The sequence below is a fragment of the Halorubrum rubrum genome (assembly GCF_024494685.1).
Classification (GTDB): domain Archaea; phylum Halobacteriota; class Halobacteria; order Halobacteriales; family Haloferacaceae; genus Halorubrum; species Halorubrum rubrum.
In genome coordinates this window covers 162,833-178,328 of sequence record NZ_JANHDM010000001.1, presented here as the reverse complement: position 1 = coordinate 178,328, position 15,496 = coordinate 162,833, and the positions used below count along the sequence as shown (strand labels likewise).

Here is a 15,496-nt window from a genome sequence, read left to right as displayed (position 1 = left end):
GCCGGTCCTCACTCCGCTGCTTTCGCGTTACCGTCCCGTCTCCACCGCCTCGATCAACAGCTCCGCGACGTCGACGATCTCGACGTCGTCCTCGAAGCCGCCCGTCTTCCGGCCGTCCTCGAACATGGTCGTACACATCGGACAGGCGACGACGAACTTCTCGACGGCGTCGCCTGCGTCGGTGTCCTCGAGCGCCTCGCGGAGCCGCTCCTCGCTCGGTTTCACCTCCTCGTCGTGCTCCGTCCAGAGCCCGCCGCCGCCGCCGCCACAACAGAAGGAGTCCGATCGGGAGCGCGGCATCTCGTACAGCTCCGCGCCGGTCGCGCGGATCAGCTCGCGGGGGGCCTCGTACTCGTCGTTGTACCGCCCGAGGTGGCAGGGGTCGTGGTAGGTGACGGTGTAGTCGAGCTCGTCGCCGGACAGACCGAGCCGGCCGTCGTTCACCAGCTCCTCGACGACCTGCGTCCAGTGGAGCACGTCGATCTCCCCCTCCGGGTTCCACGGCTCCTCGCGGTCGAACGGCATCATCGGGTCGTCGGCGAACTCCGCGAAGTCGACCTCGGGGTACTCGTTTTTCATCGTGTTGTACGAGTGCGGGTCCGTACAGACGATCGAGTCGAACTCGCAGTCGGCGAACGTCTCGACGTGGTGGCCGGCGAGCTCGAGGTAGAGGAACTCCTCGCCGATCCGCCGGACGTCGTTGCCGTCGTTCCGCTCGTCGTCGAACAGGATCCCGAACGACACGTCGGCCTCCTCGAACAGCCGGGCGAGCGCGCGGGCGACCTTCTCGTTTCGGTCGTCGAAGCTCGGGTAGTCGCCCACGTACCAGAGGTACTCCACCTCGGTCTCGCGGGCGTCGTCGACCTCGAACTCGAGCTCGTCCGCCCAGTCGCCCCGGCTCGACTGCGACTCGCCGAAGGTGTTCCCCTTCTGCATCACGTCCTGGAAGACGTCCTGGAGGGTGGAGTCGACCGCGCCCTCGTCGACCAGCTGGCGGTTCATGCGCGTGAACGAGGTGAGGTGCTCGATGTCGACGGGACAGGCGTCCATACACGCCATACAGGACATACACGACTCCATCGACTCGCTCGCGATGACGCCCCCTTCGTCGGCGACGATGGGGACGGTGCCGCCCCTCCCGCCGTCGGTCGCGACCGCCGCGTCGTCGCGTCTCCCCGCGACCGGGTCGTCGACCACGGACTCGCGGTACGCCTTGAGATCGAGGATGACGTCCCGCGGGTCGAGGTTCCGTCCGACCGTGTCCGCCGGGCAGGCGTCGGTACATCGGCCGCACTTGGTACAGGCGTCGCCGTCCAGCAGCTCCTTCCAGGTGAAGTCCTCGAGCGACTCCGCGTTCGTGTGATCGAGGTCGGCGGGGACGTTCGGGAGCCGCGCCCCGGCCTTCTCGTCGCGGACGACGACGTTCGCGAACGAGGAGATCATGTGGAACGGCTTCGCGTACGGGATCCACGCGATGAACGCGAACGCGAGAAGCGAGTGGCTCCACCAGACGACGCCGTATACCGCCTCCGCCCCGGCGGTGGTCAGCCCGGCCGCCTCGAAGCCGGCCGCCATCGCCATGCCGACGAAGCTCACCGTCTCGTCCGCGCGCGCCGGCTGGCCGACGATACCGATCGCCTGGAGGACGAAGCCGCCGACGCCGAGCAGGAGGAGCATCCAGACGAACGCGTCGTCCTCGAGCGAGGTGTGTTTGCCCCACAGCCGTCCTTCTCGCTCCCGGTAGCGTCTGTACATCGCCATCCCGACGCCGACGACGAACAGCAGGCCGAACGCGTCGACGGCGAACTGGTAGACCAGGTAGAAGTCGCCGACCCAGAAGGACTCGCCGGCGAGCGGGCGGTAGACGTCGATGTCGATCCCGAGGATCGTCGTGGCGACGAGCAGGACGAGGAATCCCCAGAGCACGAACGTGTGCATCACGCCGGCGTACAGGTCCCCGTCGAACTGGTTCTCGTTCGAGAGGACGGTCCGCGTCGCGGTGACGACGCGGCCGGGGAGGTTCGAGAGTCTATCACGCGGGTCCTCGCACCCGCGCGCGTACGCCGCGAATCGGGCGTAGACGCCGTAGCCGAACGCGAGGATCGCCACCGCGGCGAGCCAGTAGAACGCGGCCTTCCCGACCGGACTGATGGTCCAGAACGTCTCGCGGGTGGCCGCCTGCAGCGCGGTCATGATCTATCACGGGCATACGGTCGGGTTAAAGCTTGCCACGCGGGAGCCGGGACGGGCCCGCCCTCCGGGCCTGGTCGTGGTCGCTCGCGCGGTCAGATCACGGCCGCCGCCGCGACCGCGAGCAGTCCGACGCCGAGCGCCAGCGCGGGATAGTCCGCAGGCTCGAACGACAGCCGCGGGAGCGTCGGGTTCCACGCGAAACACCGCGCGGCCAGCGCGGTTCCCAGTCGATCGGCCCGGCCGAACGCCCGGTTCGTCCCGGCGACCGCGACGAGCCGGATCCGCTCGCGGACCGGAAGCCGGTCCCCGCCACGGGCGCGGACCGCCTCGCGGGCGGTCAGGAGGTCGCGACGGAGCAGCGGGAGGAAGCGGAACACGAGCGCGACGCCGGCCCCGAGGAACGTTCCGGCCCGCCCCGGAACGGTCCGCTGGAGCGCCGCCCGCGAGTCGCGAACCGGGGTCGACCGCACGTAGGCCGCGGCGACGACGAGCAGGAGCAGGACCCGGTAGCTCGCGAGCGCCGTCTCGGCGGCGCGGGCGGCCCGGAACCACGGCGAGCCGAGCGTCGCGCCGGCGACGAGGGGGGCCAAAAAGAGGACGGGGAACGCGACCCGGTACGCCCACAGGTCGGCGATATCGCCGTCGGCGGCCCACAGACAGCCGCCGGCGAGAGCCGTGAGCGCCGCCAATCCCCGCGGAGTCGCGTGCGCGTAGGCCGCCGCGGCGAACCCTATCTGGACGAGCAGTTTCGTCCGGGGATCGAGCCGGTGGGCGAGCGAGTCGCCAGGGACGTACGCGAGCGTCACGGGTCCGTCGACCTCCCCGCCTCGCCGCCGGCGTCGGTGTCGCAGGTCTCCGGAATCCGCACGCCGAGCGCGGCGAGATCCGGGAGGGTCGCGCCGGGCGATCCGTCGACGACGACCCGCCCGTCGGCGAGACCGACGACGCGGTCGGCGAGACCGACCACGTCGCGGAGGTCGTGGGTGACGACGACGACGCCGGTCCCCTCGCGGTGGAGGACGCGCAGGCGGGCGAGGACCGACTCGCGCGCCGGATCGTCGAGCCCGGCGAACGGCTCGTCACAGACGAGGTGGTCGGGCTCCATCGCGAGCGCGCCGGCGATCGCGACGCGTTCGCGCTCGCCACCCGACAGCGCCGCGATCCGGTCGTCCTCGCGGCCGACCATGTTCACCGCGTCGAGCGCGGCCGAAACCCGCCGGTCGATCTCGGCGCGGGAGCACCCGAGGTTCTCCGGGCCGAAGGCGACGTCGCCGCCGACGGTCGCGGACACCAGCTGGTCGCGGGGCTCTTGAAACACCATCCCGATCGCGGCGCGGGCGGCGACGAGGTCCTCGTCGACGGGCGTCCCGTTCACCGAGACGGTCCCCGTATCCGGCCGAACGAGCCCGTTGAACGTGCGAACGAGCGTCGTCTTGCCCGAGCCGTTCGCCCCGGCGACGACGAGGAACTCGCCGTCGGGAACCGTGAGGGTGACGTCGTCGACGGCGACGGTCCCGACGTCGTCGACTCCGTTCTCGTCGGTCCCGTTCTCGTCGCCCTCCTCGCGGTTGCGACCCTCGTACCGACACGTGAGGCTCTCGAGGGCGATCACCGTTCAGGCGGCCGTGATCGCGTCGGATCGGACGATCCCGACCGCGGCTGCGATCTTCAGCGCCTCGGCGGGGAGGAACGCGACGGCTCCGACCGCCACCGCCTCGACCGGCCCGAGCGAGAGGACGAGCGCGAGGCCGGCGACCCCGAGCGCGTAGATGACGACCGTCCCGAGGACCATCGCGGCGACGAGCGTCCCGAGCCCGGCCGCGGAGGGGTCGCGGAGGGCGGTCCCGCGGTGGACGACCGCGCCCACGACGCCCGCGGCCAGCGGGTACGACCAGAGGTAGCCGGCGGACTCGCCGAGGAGGGCGCCGACGCCCGCGGAGCCGCCCTCGAACACCGGCGCGCCGAGCGCGCCCGCGGCCAGATATAAGAGGAGCGCGGCCGGTCCCCACGCCGGACCGAGGTAGACCCCCGCGAGGAAGACGCCGAGCACCTGGAGCGTGACGGAGACGGGCGAGACCGGGTTCGGAAACGTGACGTACGCGAACGCGCCGACGAGCGCGGCGAAGAGCGCCGCGCGCGCGAGGTTGGTCGCCGCCTCGTCGCCGACGAGATCCACCGACTCGGTTCGGGTCGACATGGACCTCCGTCTCTCGTAAACCCATTTGAGAGTACTGGTTTACGACCATGGGGCGTTCCCGTCGCATCCGGGCGGGCCTCTCGGTTCGGGCCTCCCCGTTCGGGCCGAGGGTCCGCGAGGCCCCGCCGACACGTTTTTTCCGCCTCGTCGCCTGTCTTCGGGGGCATGGACGAGAAGACCGAGGAGCTCCGGGACCTCTTCGTCGACGCCACGGGCTCCGAGACGGTGACCGAGCGGCAGGCGGAGTCGCCCGGAAGCCTCGTCGACCGCGACGACGGCGCGGCGGCCGACCGGGTCGCGGCGCTCGTCGCGACGATGCGGGAGCGGTACGGGTTCGACGCGGGGATCGACGGCGGGGTCGACGCCGCCGGCCTCGACGACGCCGACTACGAGCGCGTCGTCGCCGGCTTCTTCGAGGGCGAGGGCGACGCGGCGATCGCCGACGCCCTCGGCGGCTCCGGTTCGGCGGTCGACGCTCGAACCGTCCGCGACGCGCGGTTCGACCTCCACCTCGTCGCCGACGCCGACCGCGACGCTCCCTTCGAGTACGCGGCGTTGAAGCGCCTGCTCGCGGCCGACCGCTCGGTCGAGGCGGTCGCGGCGGAGCTGGACGCCGACGTCGAGACGGTTCGCGAGTTCGTCCCGGCCGCTCGCGCCGACCTCGCGTCCACGCGCGTGAACGACCGCTTCCGCGACGAGTTCCGCACGCTCCTCACCGACGCCGACATCGAGGACGCCCACGCCGCGACCGCCCGCGACGACGGGCTCCGGGAGGCGACCGAGGACATCGAGACCGACGTGTCGCTGTAGATCGTGACTCTCGTGTCGCGTCCGATTCGGTGACTCGACAGCGCAGGGAGGATCGTTTTCGAAACCTCAGCCGTGCACAGCCCCGCACCTCACGCCTCCCCAGCCTCGTCGGCTCGGCGTTTACGAACGCCGAGCCCACACCCCCGCACCCGCCCCCCCGCGCCCCCCCCACGTTGGCGCCGGCACCCCCCCCCAACCACCCGCACCCCCCGCCTCGGGGGCTGGGCTTTTCCCACCGCCGCCCCGACTCCCTCGCACGCGACTCGCGGCTCCGCCGCTCGTTTCGCGCGCGCCACCGCGACCGATCAGCGTCCAGCCGACTCCTTATACACGATATCGCGGCGATCCACCCCGTGACCCCCTTCAGCGACCTCGCGGCCGCGGCGTACTGTCCCCGCCAGCTCTACTACCGCCGCCGCGAGGAGGACCGGAGCCTCCCGGCGGAGGTCCGCGACCGGATCGATCTGGCCTACCGCTACCCGGAACTGATCGACGCCCCGGACTCGGTCCTCCGCCGGCTCCCGATACGTCGCGAGCCGGCTGCCTACCGCCGAAACCTCTCTCAGCTCCGCGAGCGCGACCCGTACGACCGGCTGGTCGATCCGACCGAGACGCGGGCGTTCCTCTCGGGACGCGAGTGTCACGGGGTCGTCCACAAGCTGCTGGCGGGTGTCGACGACGGGCCGCCGATCCCCGTCATCTGCTCGCCCGGCGAGCCGCCCGAGTCGGGCGTCTGGGAGCCGCAGTCGGTCCGGGCGGTCGCGGCCGCCAAGGCGCTGGCGTGGGAGCGGGAACGACCCGTCCCGCGGGCGCTCATCGAGTACCCCGCCGTCGGCGTCGTCCGGGAGGTCCGGCTCACGACCCGACGGAAGGCGGGGTATCGACGGGCGCTTCGGGCCGTGCGCGCGATGGACGGCCCGCCGGCTCGCGTCGACGACGACCGGTGTACGACGTGTGAGTACCGCGAGGAGTGCGGGACTCGTCGCCGAACGCTCCGGTCGCTTCTGGGGTGAGCGGTGAGGGATCGTCACCGTTGAGGTGCTCTCACTGACGATCGGTCGGCGAGTTCGGACGCGAACCGTCCGTTTTATTACCCTGAGGACCGTCCGCACGGGTACGAATGACACGAGACACTCGTGGTCGTTCGGAGGATAGAGCAAGTCGCCTCGCGGCGGCTGGCCGTGAAATTCGCCGACAGTAACGATCACGCCGCGTTCGACGGCGCGTCAGCCGACGCGTCCGACGCCGACTCACCGGGCCTCGTTCCCGACGGCGGACCCGACCGAACGACACCGACGCAGACCACGGAGACCCTTTTGAACCCGAACCCACTCACCGACCTCGAGGAGGTACAGCTGCTGGACACGACGCTGCGCGACGGCGAGCAGATGCCCGGCGTCTCGCTCACGCCCGCGGACAAACTCGACGTCGCCCGCGAGCTCGACGCCGCGGGCGTCCACGTGATCGAGGCCGGCTCGGCGTGTACATCGGAGGGCGAACGCGAGGGGATCCGTCGCGTCGCTCGCGAGGGGCTCGACGCCACGGTCACCAGCTTCGCCCGCGGCGTCCGGTCCGACATCGACCGCGCGCTCGACTGCGACGTCGACGGCGTCAACCTCGTCGTGCCCGCCTCGGACAAACACGTCGAGACGAAGGTGGGCTCGAGCCGCGAGGAGGTCGTCGACACCACCGTCGAGCTCGTCGAGTACGCCAAAGAGCACGACCTCTGGGTCGAGGTGCTCGGCGAGGACGGCTCGCGGGCCGACCTCGACTACCTCGAACGTCTGATGGGTGCCGGCCTCGACGCGGGCGCGGACCGCGTCTGCTACTGTGACACCGTCGGCGCGGCCGGTCCGGAGCGAACCGCCGAGGTCGCCTCCCGGCTCGCCGACCTGGGCCCGACGAGCCTCCACACCCACGACGACCTCGGCTTCGGGCTGGCGAACGTCCACGCCGGGCTGAAGGCGGGGGCGGACACGGTCCACGGCACCGTCCTCGGCGTCGGCGAGCGCGCCGGCAACGTGGCCATAGAGGAGGTCGCGATCGCGTTGGACCGCTGTTACGACGTGGAGACGGTGGCGGTCGAGCGGCTCTACCGGCTCTGCCGGCGCGTCTCGGAGGTGACGGGCGTCGCGATCCCGCCCAACAAGGCGGTGTGTGGCGCGAACGCGTTCGCCCACGAGTCGGGGATCCACACCGACGGGACGCTGAAGGACGGGACGATGTACGAGCCGTACCCGCCCGAGACGGTCGGCCGCGAGCGCCGGCTCGTGTTGGGCAAACACGCCGGGCGCGCGGGCGTCGCGGCCGCGCTCGCCGACCACGGCGTCGACGTCGACGACGACGAGCTCGGCGAGGTCGTCGCCCGAGTCAAGGAGCTCGGCGACCGCGGGAAACGCGTCACCGACGCGGATCTCCTGGCGATCACGGAGGACGTTCAGGGTCGCGAGCGCGACCGCCACGTCGAGCTGATCGATCTGTCCGCGACCTCCGGCGGCAATCTCCCGACCGCCTCCGTGCGGCTCCGCGTCGGCGACGAGGAGCGGGTCGCCTCGGGCACCGGTTCCGGCCCGGTCGACGCCGGTCTCGAGGCGGTTCGCGCGGCGCTCGCCGACGAGACCGGCGGCGTCGACGCCGTCTCCTTCGAGCTCGACTCCTACCACGTGGACGCGATCACCGGCGGGACGGACGCCGTCGTCACCGTGGCGGTCGACCTCTCTCGCGGCGACCGCTCCGTCTCGGTGTCGGCGTCGGACGCCGACATCACGCGCGCCAGCGTCGTCGCGATGGTCGACGCGCTGGACCGACTCTCGGAACTCGGCGATGACGGGGACGAAGGGAACGCGGACGGAGCGTCGACGTCGACGCCGGTCGGCTCCGCCGACGACTGACTCGGAGGCGGCTGGAGGGTCGGTGCGGACCTCGACCGCTCAGAGCAGCCGACCCTCTTCCTCGGCGCGCCGACCGGTGATCACGCTCGGCGTGCCGCCGGTCTGGATGATGTTGAACGCGGTCATCAGATCGGACCGTGAGATGAGCCCGACCAGTTCGCCGTCCGCGTCGATGACGGGAAGCCGCCCCACGCCGTGTTCTTGCATCACCTGAAGGGCGCTCATCGCGTCCGTGCCCGCGGTGACGGACGCGACGTCCGTCTCCATCACGTCCTCCACGTGGTAGGCGTCGCGCTCGACTTCCCGCACCTCGCGGGCGTCCTCCAGCGTGACCATGCCGACGAGGTCGTCGCCGTCCATCACCGGGTAGCCGGTGTGCCGCTCCTCGAACATTCGGCTCATCAGGTCTGCGACGGAGGTGGTCTCGGTCACCGTGTGGAGGCGCTCGCGGGGCGTCATCACGTCCGCGACGGTGACGTCCTCGAAGACCGCCTTCAGCGTCGTCTGCTGGGCCTCGCCGGAGGCCGCGATGTAGATGAAGAAGGCGAGCACGATGAGCAGCAGCTGGAACGTCAACAGCCCGAAGACGCCCATCAGGAACGCGAACACCTTGCCGACGCCGGCCGCCCGCTGGGTCGCCTGCGCGTGCGGCTGGTTGCGCGCGAGCAGCGCCCGGAGGACGCGCCCGCCGTCCATCGGGAACGCCGGGAGCATGTTGAACCCGGCGAGGACGACGTTCAACACCGCCAGGTAACTGAACACGAAGAGCAGGGCGTTCGCGCCGGCGGGCGCGAGGACGAACGCGCCGTAACAGACCGCCCCGACGCCGAGGCTGACGATCGGCCCCGCGACCGCGATCCAGAACTCGTGTTTCCAGTCCTCGGGGAACTCCGCGAAGTTCGCGAGCCCGCCGAGCAGCCACAGCGTGATCGACTCGATCTCGTAGCCGTACCGCATCGCGACGAGCGAGTGGCCGAACTCGTGGAGCAACACACCCGCGAACAGCCCGACCACGGCGGCGAGTCCGAGAAGCCACGGGGTCGTCCCCGCGCCGACCGCCGCCGTGTCGATGCCCGCGTTCAGCGTCTCGTTCATCACCCCGGCTATCGTCGTCACTTCCGACCCGATGAGGTACGCGAAAAGCGGTAACACGATCAGGAACGTCCAGTTGAGCCTGACCGGGATGCCGACGACGGTCCCGATCCGGAGTCCACGCATACCTCCGTGTTGATCGGGCGGCCGTTTAACTGTTGATGGGCGGCGGATCGTCGCTCTCGTCGCGGGAAGCGGATACGGGCGACCGCGCGAGGAGGCGGCGAGGAGTGGCTACTCGACGGTCTCCTCGATCGCCTCGTCGAGGGCGTCGAGACCTCGCTCGAGCTCGGATCGGGTGACGCAGAACGGCGGCGCGATGAGGATCTGTACGTCCGGCCGCCCGCTTCCGTAGATGACCCCCTTATCGGCGGCCGCCTCCCGGACCGCGGCGACCGGGTTCTCCGCTTCTTCCTCGTCGGCGGACCAGGGGTGGACGAACGGTTCGCCGGTCTCGGGATCGGCGAAGACGACGCTCCAGAGGAATCCGCGGCCGCGCACGGTCTCGACCGCGTCGTGCGTCTCTGCGAGCTCCTCGAGGCGGGACTCGAGCAACGGCGTCAGCTCCCGAACGTCGTCGATGAGGTGAGAGTCGTACTCCTCGATGGCGGCGCGGCCGGCGGCACAGGCCACGGGATGTCCGGCGAACGTCTGTCCCAGGTCGTACCCCTCCTCGCGGACGGTCTCGCCGATCCACTCGTCGGCGATCACGCCGGCCAGCGGGGCGTACGCGCTCGTGACGCCCTTCGCGAACGTGAGCATGTCGGGCTCGACGTCCTCGGTGTCGATGCCGAACCAGTCGCCACAGCGGCCGAACCCGGTGATCACCTCGTCGGCGATCAACAGCACGTCGTACTCGTTACAGATCTCGCGGAGCCGCTCGAAGTATCCCGGCGGCGCGGGGTAGCCGCCGCTCGATCCGCCGACCGGCTCCATCATGATCGCGGCGACCGAGTCCGCCCCCTCGTTCCGGATCACGAACTCCACGTGGTCGGCCGCCTGTTCGGCCAGATCCTCCGGCGAGTCGGCGTCGAACGCCGTCGGCAGGGGCGGCAGGAACTTCCCGGAGCCGGTCGTCGCGGCGTATCGGCCGACCGTCGAGCGCGTGCTCGGGTCGCCGGTGAGCGCGCCCGCGCCGGCGGTTCCGCCGTGGTAGGACTGCCAGCGCGTCAGCACCTTCGGGGCGTCCTGGACCGTCCGCGCGATCTGCGCGGCCGACTCGTTCGCCTCGCTTCCAGAGATAGCGAAGTACACTTCCGAGAGCGAGCCGGGAGCGATCTCCGCGAGATCCGCCGCCAGCGCGTCCCGGACGTCGTTGCCCTTCGCCGAGGAGACGTAGGGGACCCGCTCCAGCTGAGCCGTCATCGCGTCCGTTATCGCCTCGTTGCTGTGGCCCGCGTTCGTACAGTAGAGCTGCGAGACGAAGTCGAGGTACGCGTTCCCCTCGTCGTCGTACACCGTCGCGTCCTCGCCCTCGACGACGGTCATCGCCTCGCTTCCCGGATCGTGCCAGTGTGGAATCGCCTCCCCGCCGGCTTCGCCGCGACCGGCATGCGGTACGTTCTCTTGCATACGACTCCATGGCCCCTATATCACAATAAATCCATTTATACCGGGTCGGGACGACACGAGCGGTATGAGCGAAGCGATCAGCGATCCGGAACCGGTCGTCAAGCGCGCGAGCGAGATATCCTACGAGTCCGTCGACGCGGCCGACGGGCTCCGGAAGGGCGTCCTCCTCGACGAGTCGGACGGCGCGCCGAACTTCGCGATCCGGCGGTTCGAGCTCGCCGCCGGCAGCGAGGTCCCGCGACACACCAACGCGGTCGAACACGAACAGCACGTCCTCGCGGGCGAGTACGTGGTCGGGATCGGCGAGGAGGAGTACACGGTCGCGGCGGGCGACTCCCTTCTGATCCCGGCGGGCGTCGAGCACTGGTACCGCAACGACGGCGACGAGCCCGGCACGTTCCTCTGTGCGGTCCCGAACGGCGACGACACGATCGAACTGGTCGAGTAGACGACGGGCCGCTCGGCCAAGCGGTCTTCAAAAAAACGGCCGAACTACTCGATCGCGCCGACCCGCTCGGCGACGTACCCGAACTGGTCGCGGTAGCCGTACGCCGACAGCAACACGGGATAGAAGGGCTCCTCGGCGCGGAGCGGCTCGCCGTCGGCGGTCGCGAAGCGGTCGCCGGCCTCCACGCGCTCGAAGTTGCGCGCGAACACCTCGTACTCCTCCGCGTCGGGCTTCGAGATCCGGTCGCGGAGCCGGAAGACGGGCACGTCCTCGCGTCCGCCGGCGTCGATCACGTCGTCGGAGCCGGGTGCGGGCAGCGCGCCGGTCGCCGCGAGGAACGCGCGGGTGACCCAGTAGGCGTTGTCGGCGGCCGCCTCGCTCCCCTGGAGGCCGGCCTCGATCTCGATGGTGTGCGGGTGTTCGATCAGCCGGCCCTCGGTGAAGGCGTCGGTCTGGATGACGGCGTCGACCGGGAGGTGCGGCGCGACCGCGCGGGCGACCTCGTCCATCGAGTCGACGACCGCGAACGGTTCCGCGTACGACCGCGTCGAGTGGATCGCGAGGGTGGTACAGCCGACCAGCTCCGAGCGGAGCCGGTGGGCGAGCCGCACCTCGTGGGCGCCGGCGTCGGGGTCGCCGGGAAACGATCGGTTGAGGTCGGCCTCGAGGTAGCGGACCTCCGCCTCGAGCGCCTCCTCGTTCGCGACGACCAGCTTCACCGTCCGCTCGACGTCGGGCTCCTCGGCGACGAGCCGCTCGACGGCGTGAACCCCGCAGGGTTCGTCGCCGTGGATCGCCGCGACGACCGCGACCTCCGCCGGGCCCTCGCCCAGCTCGTAGACGTCCATACTCGACCCACGCGGCCGGCGGGTAAGTCGCGTTCGGATCGGGATTCGGCCGTTTCGTTGGATCCGTTCTCTTTGGACGGTTCCCGTGTGAGACGGTCGGTATACCTCGCGTGCTTGTGGTACGGGTGTTTTGGTGGGGATCGGGGTGAGTAGAACGGGACCCTTGCTGTCGCGGTGACGATCCCCAAAGCCCCAGTCGCGAGGACTCGCGCGGCTCGCTGTGGTCCTCGTCACTCGCTCCGCTCGTTCCTGCGGTCCTTGCTTCGCCGGGCTTCGTCCTCGCGACTGCCCCTTTGAGTCCCACCCACCCCGCACCGCACCGCACCTCACGCCTCCCCAACCTCGCTGCTCACTGCGTTCGCAGCGTCCCTCGCGGGCTCCTCGTGCCCTGTCGGGCACTCGGAGGCGCGCCACCGCGATCGCTCGTTGCTTCGTCTGTACTGACCGAACTGGATCGGGATGGGTCTTTCTTCCAGAACTCACCGAAGCCGACCGATCAGTTCGACCCCGCTCACTCGACCGGATCGAAGACGAGCACGTCGCCCGTGCTCACGCCGCGCTCCTCGGTCCACCGGTAAATGACCTCGAGGACATACTTCCCGCGGCCCTCGTATCCCTGATCTTCGCCGTCCTCTCCGGGTCCGGGCTCGGGTGCGTGGTGGATCTCGGTGATGACGCCGTCGGCGTCGGCGAACACGATGTCGATCCCGAAGTCCATCTCGCGCATCACGTACGTCAGATCTTGGACCGACGCGTGGACGAACAGCATGCCGCGGTCCTCGGGGAGGGACTCGGTGTCGCTCAGTCCGAGGCGTCGGAGTTTGCCCGTGTCCGCGACCGCCGCTGTCACCGACCCGAGGGCGTCGCCGTCGGGGGTCTCGACGACGACCTCGCGGGTCTCGTATCCGGGGTGGATCGGATCGCTCTCCGCGTCCGCGGAGCCGTCGGAGCCGGCGTCGCTCTCGTCGTCGCCGTCGACGTCGTCCGCACCCGCGCCAGTCTCCTCCTCCTCGCTTCCGGTCGCGTTCTCCCCCTCGATTCCGGTGTCGCCGTCGCTTTCGGCGTCGACCTCGCCCGCGTCGACGTCGGTCGGGTCACCAGACTCCTCGCGATTCAGGCACCCGGCGAGCGAGACGCCCCCGAGTCCGGCGATCACGCGGAGGTATCGACGGCGGGATCGGGAGTCGGATCCGGGACGCTCCATCGTTGTACCCCCTTCCGCGCTCCGACGGGATAAACCGGTCGTCGGGGCGGGACGTTCCGTTCCGGCCCTCCCCGCTCAGTCGAACTTCTCGGCGTACCCGTAGCTGTCCGGGCCGGCAGTCGGGCGATCACCGTCGAGTTCGATCCGCCAGCCGTCGATCGCGGTCGGGTCCTCGAGCGCGGCCGCGAGCGTGGCGCGCACGTCGTCGACGTCGACCCCGTAGTAGTCGGCCGGGACGCCGCGGAGGTACTGGAGCGCGGTCTCGAAGAGGCTCCGCATGCCCGCGTCGCTCCCGAAGTCGACGCGCTTGTACGCGCCGGCGGCGACCTGGACCATCCCGTGGAGGAACGCGCTCTCCGTGGTGCCGCGCCCGTAGTTGTACCACTCGCACTCGAAGCAGTCGTGTGACTCGTGGTACGCGCCGTCGTTGTACAGCCGGACGCCGTGGACCACCGCGCGCCGGAGCGTCCCGTGTTCCCACCCGTTCGACGCGGTCCGGTCGCGCCGCCAGCCGGCGGGCTCGCCCGAGATCGGCGGGGCGACCCCCGGATCCCGAGTGTGGTCGTCCATGCCGCCCCGTCGCGTCGCCAGCGACCTAACCGTTTCGCGGACATCGCCGTACACTTACCGTTCGCCTCCGTGTTCGGTCCATGGACGACGAGGGGACCCCGGACGAGGGGGTCTCGGCGGACGAACGAGTTCGGGGCCACGACCGGGCCCGAAACGACGAGCGAGCCCGGTACGCGGCCGCGGTCGTCGACGCCACCCGCGACGGGGCGTACGTGCTCGACGCCGACCGGGTTCGCGTGTTCGCCAACGACCGCCTCCGGGAGGTGACGGGCTTCGACGACGACCTCCTCCTCGCGAAACACCCGGAGCGGCTCGTCGAGGCGGGCTACTGGGACGAACGCGAGGGCGACCGGTACCGAGAGGCGGTCGAGCGCGTCCTCGCGGGCGACTCCCGCGAGGAGCGGATCCAGCTGACGACGACGCTCGGCGACGGGTCGTCGGTGACCACGGAGACGCGGCTCACGCCGCTGACGCCCGACGACCTCGATCGGGTCGCGATCGGGGAACGCTCCGACGACGCCGATACGTCGAACGCATCCGACGCCCCGGTCGTCGGCGTCGTCGGGGTCATCCGCGACGTCACGGATCGCGTCGAGCGCGAGCGCGAACTCGAGCGGCTCAACGAGCGGCTCGAGCGCCTCTCCGGGTTCCTCTCACACGACCTGCGGAACCCGCTCTCGGTCGCGAAGGGGTACGTCGACCTGGCCCGCGAGACCGGCGAAGTGGAGCGGTTGGATTCCGCCGAGGAGGCGCTCGACCGGATCGGGGCGCTGATCGACGACGCGCTGGTGTTGGCGCGCGAGCCGGCGGCGATAGACGTCGCCGAGACCACGGTCGATCTGGACGACCTCGCGCGCGATTGCTGGGAATCCGGAAACTTCGGCGATCCGCCGGCCGACGCGACCCTCGTCGTGGAAAACGCGGGACCGGTGCTCGCGGATCCGACCCTCCTCCGACGGGCGCTCGGGAACCTGCTCGCGAACGCCTTCGAACACGCGGGGGAGGCTCCGACGGTCCGGATCGGCGTCGACGACCGCGGCGTGTACGTCGCCGACGACGGTCCGGGTCTCCCCGAGGACGCCTGCGACGAGGTGACCGAGTTCGGGGTCTCGAAGGACGGTGGGACCGGGATCGGGCTCGCGATCGTCGAGCGCGTCGCGGCCGCCCACGGTTGGACGCTGGAGGTCGGCGAGTCGCGGGCGGGCGGGTTCGAGGCGCGGCTGGTCGGCGCGGAACCGACGGGATAAAGGGCTGCGGCGTCGAGTCCACGAGTGCGTGCGAGGGTAGCCAAGCCCGGAAACGGCGGCGGACTCAAGATCCGCTCCTGTAGAGGTCCGTGGGTTCAAATCCCTCCCCTCGCACTGGCAACAGTGCGGAAGGGCGCTCTCGGAGCGTTCTTCCCTCGCAAAAACTCCGCTTCACTAAACTCACTAGGTACGGGTAGCCGAGTCCAGAAACGGCGGCGGACTCGAGATCCACTCCGCGAAAGTTCTAGCCGATCAATCATCTGTTGGTGCTGATGCGATGAACACGACTACGGAAGACACCATCAAAGGGGCAGCCGCGAGGACTCGCGCGGCTCGGTGCGCTCCTCGCTCGCATTGCTCGCTGCGGTGCTTCCGTCGCCGTGCTTCGTCCTCGCGGCTGCCCCTTTGAGTCCCGCCCCGTACA

General features: G+C 70.5%; 14 protein-coding genes and 1 tRNA gene. 6 read left to right on the top strand and 9 right to left on the bottom strand.

What is annotated here, in order from left to right; genetic code table 11:
• Positions 1–27: 27 nt before the first annotated feature.
• The 4 genes from NO889_RS00840 to NO889_RS00825 all read right to left on the bottom strand — a co-directional run bounded on the left by NO889_RS00840 (position 28) and on the right by NO889_RS00825 (position 4,390).
• Positions 28–2,193: a (Fe-S)-binding protein gene (locus tag NO889_RS00840; RefSeq protein ID WP_256410358.1), complete on the bottom strand. Its 2,166-nt coding sequence runs from the start codon at positions 2,191–2,193 to the stop codon at positions 28–30.
• Between the two features lie 92 nt (positions 2,194–2,285).
• Positions 2,286–2,999, bottom strand: coding sequence for an energy-coupling factor transporter transmembrane component T family protein (locus NO889_RS00835; protein WP_256410357.1), 714 nt, complete (start codon positions 2,997–2,999; stop codon positions 2,286–2,288).
• Positions 2,996–3,805, bottom strand: a complete 810-nt coding sequence (locus NO889_RS00830) for an energy-coupling factor ABC transporter ATP-binding protein (RefSeq protein ID WP_256410356.1) — start codon at positions 3,803–3,805, stop codon at positions 2,996–2,998. The genes NO889_RS00835 and NO889_RS00830 overlap by 4 nt, the downstream gene beginning before the upstream one ends.
• A 3-nt stretch (positions 3,806–3,808) precedes the next feature.
• Positions 3,809–4,390: a biotin transporter BioY gene (locus tag NO889_RS00825; RefSeq protein WP_256410355.1), complete on the bottom strand. Its 582-nt coding sequence runs from the start codon at positions 4,388–4,390 to the stop codon at positions 3,809–3,811.
• Between the two features lie 165 nt (positions 4,391–4,555).
• On the opposite strand from NO889_RS00825, the gene NO889_RS00820 reads away from it, so the two are divergent.
• The 3 genes from NO889_RS00820 (at position 4,556) to NO889_RS00810 (ending at position 8,091) form a co-directional block, all read left to right on the top strand.
• On the top strand, positions 4,556–5,200 hold the full coding sequence (locus NO889_RS00820) for a hypothetical protein (protein WP_256410354.1): 645 nt from the start codon (positions 4,556–4,558) through the stop codon (positions 5,198–5,200).
• A gap of 353 nt (positions 5,201–5,553) precedes the next feature.
• Positions 5,554–6,213 (top strand): CRISPR-associated protein Cas4, encoded by a 660-nt coding sequence (locus tag NO889_RS00815; RefSeq protein WP_256410353.1) that lies wholly within the window; start codon positions 5,554–5,556, stop codon positions 6,211–6,213.
• 303 nt (positions 6,214–6,516) lie between these two features.
• Entirely contained in the window at positions 6,517–8,091 is a 1,575-nt protein-coding gene (locus tag NO889_RS00810) for a 2-isopropylmalate synthase (protein ID WP_256410629.1), read from the top strand.
• Positions 8,092–8,130: 39 nt separating this feature from the next.
• On the opposite strand, the gene NO889_RS00805 is transcribed toward NO889_RS00810, so the two are convergent.
• Together NO889_RS00805 and NO889_RS00800 are read right to left on the bottom strand one after the other, a co-directional pair.
• Positions 8,131–9,309: a CBS domain-containing protein gene (locus tag NO889_RS00805; protein ID WP_256410352.1), complete on the bottom strand. Its 1,179-nt coding sequence runs from the start codon at positions 9,307–9,309 to the stop codon at positions 8,131–8,133.
• Between the two features lie 108 nt (positions 9,310–9,417).
• Entirely contained in the window at positions 9,418–10,755 is a 1,338-nt protein-coding gene (locus NO889_RS00800) for an aminotransferase family protein (protein WP_256410351.1), read from the bottom strand.
• Positions 10,756–10,819: 64 nt separating this feature from the next.
• On the opposite strand from NO889_RS00800, the gene NO889_RS00795 reads away from it, so the two are divergent.
• Positions 10,820–11,203 (top strand): cupin domain-containing protein, encoded by a 384-nt coding sequence (locus NO889_RS00795; RefSeq protein WP_256410350.1) that lies wholly within the window; start codon positions 10,820–10,822, stop codon positions 11,201–11,203.
• Positions 11,204–11,247: 44 nt separating this feature from the next.
• Here NO889_RS00795 and NO889_RS00790 read toward each other — a convergent pair whose 3' ends face one another.
• From NO889_RS00790 to NO889_RS00780, 3 genes are all read right to left on the bottom strand, one after another.
• Positions 11,248–12,051 (bottom strand): M14 family metallopeptidase, encoded by an 804-nt coding sequence (locus NO889_RS00790; protein WP_256410349.1) that lies wholly within the window; start codon positions 12,049–12,051, stop codon positions 11,248–11,250.
• Between the two features lie 511 nt (positions 12,052–12,562).
• Positions 12,563–13,255: a DUF192 domain-containing protein gene (locus NO889_RS00785; RefSeq protein WP_256410348.1), complete on the bottom strand. Its 693-nt coding sequence runs from the start codon at positions 13,253–13,255 to the stop codon at positions 12,563–12,565.
• A gap of 75 nt (positions 13,256–13,330) precedes the next feature.
• A complete protein-coding gene (locus tag NO889_RS00780; RefSeq protein WP_256410347.1) occupies positions 13,331–13,825 on the bottom strand; it encodes a DUF309 domain-containing protein in 495 nt (164 codons plus the stop codon).
• 80 nt (positions 13,826–13,905) lie between these two features.
• On the opposite strand from NO889_RS00780, the gene NO889_RS00775 reads away from it, so the two are divergent.
• Both NO889_RS00775 and NO889_RS00770 read left to right on the top strand, forming a co-directional pair.
• Positions 13,906–15,072, top strand: a complete 1,167-nt coding sequence (locus NO889_RS00775) for a PAS domain-containing sensor histidine kinase (RefSeq protein WP_256410346.1) — start codon at positions 13,906–13,908, stop codon at positions 15,070–15,072.
• A gap of 30 nt (positions 15,073–15,102) precedes the next feature.
• A tRNA-Leu gene (locus NO889_RS00770) sits at positions 15,103–15,186 on the top strand.
• Positions 15,187–15,496 lie beyond the last annotated feature (310 nt).

Excerpts from the sequence above, each read along its gene's own strand:
- NO889_RS00775 (WP_256410346.1), top strand. The coding sequence starts at position 13,906 with ATGGACGACGAGGGGACCCCGGACGAGGGGGTCTCGGCGGACGAACGA.
- NO889_RS00825 (WP_256410355.1), bottom strand. The coding sequence starts at position 4,390 with ATGTCGACCCGAACCGAGTCGGTGGATCTCGTCGGCGACGAGGCGGCG.
- NO889_RS00800 (WP_256410351.1), bottom strand. The coding sequence starts at position 10,755 with ATGCAAGAGAACGTACCGCATGCCGGTCGCGGCGAAGCCGGCGGGGAG.
- NO889_RS00840 (WP_256410358.1), bottom strand. The coding sequence starts at position 2,193 with ATGACCGCGCTGCAGGCGGCCACCCGCGAGACGTTCTGGACCATCAGT.
- NO889_RS00790 (WP_256410349.1), bottom strand. The coding sequence starts at position 12,051 with ATGGACGTCTACGAGCTGGGCGAGGGCCCGGCGGAGGTCGCGGTCGTC.
- NO889_RS00805 (WP_256410352.1), bottom strand. The coding sequence starts at position 9,309 with ATGCGTGGACTCCGGATCGGGACCGTCGTCGGCATCCCGGTCAGGCTC.
- NO889_RS00780 (WP_256410347.1), bottom strand. The coding sequence starts at position 13,825 with ATGGACGACCACACTCGGGATCCGGGGGTCGCCCCGCCGATCTCGGGC.
- NO889_RS00820 (WP_256410354.1), top strand. The coding sequence starts at position 4,556 with ATGGACGAGAAGACCGAGGAGCTCCGGGACCTCTTCGTCGACGCCACG.
- NO889_RS00785 (WP_256410348.1), bottom strand. The coding sequence starts at position 13,255 with ATGGAGCGTCCCGGATCCGACTCCCGATCCCGCCGTCGATACCTCCGC.
- NO889_RS00795 (WP_256410350.1), top strand. The coding sequence starts at position 10,820 with ATGAGCGAAGCGATCAGCGATCCGGAACCGGTCGTCAAGCGCGCGAGC.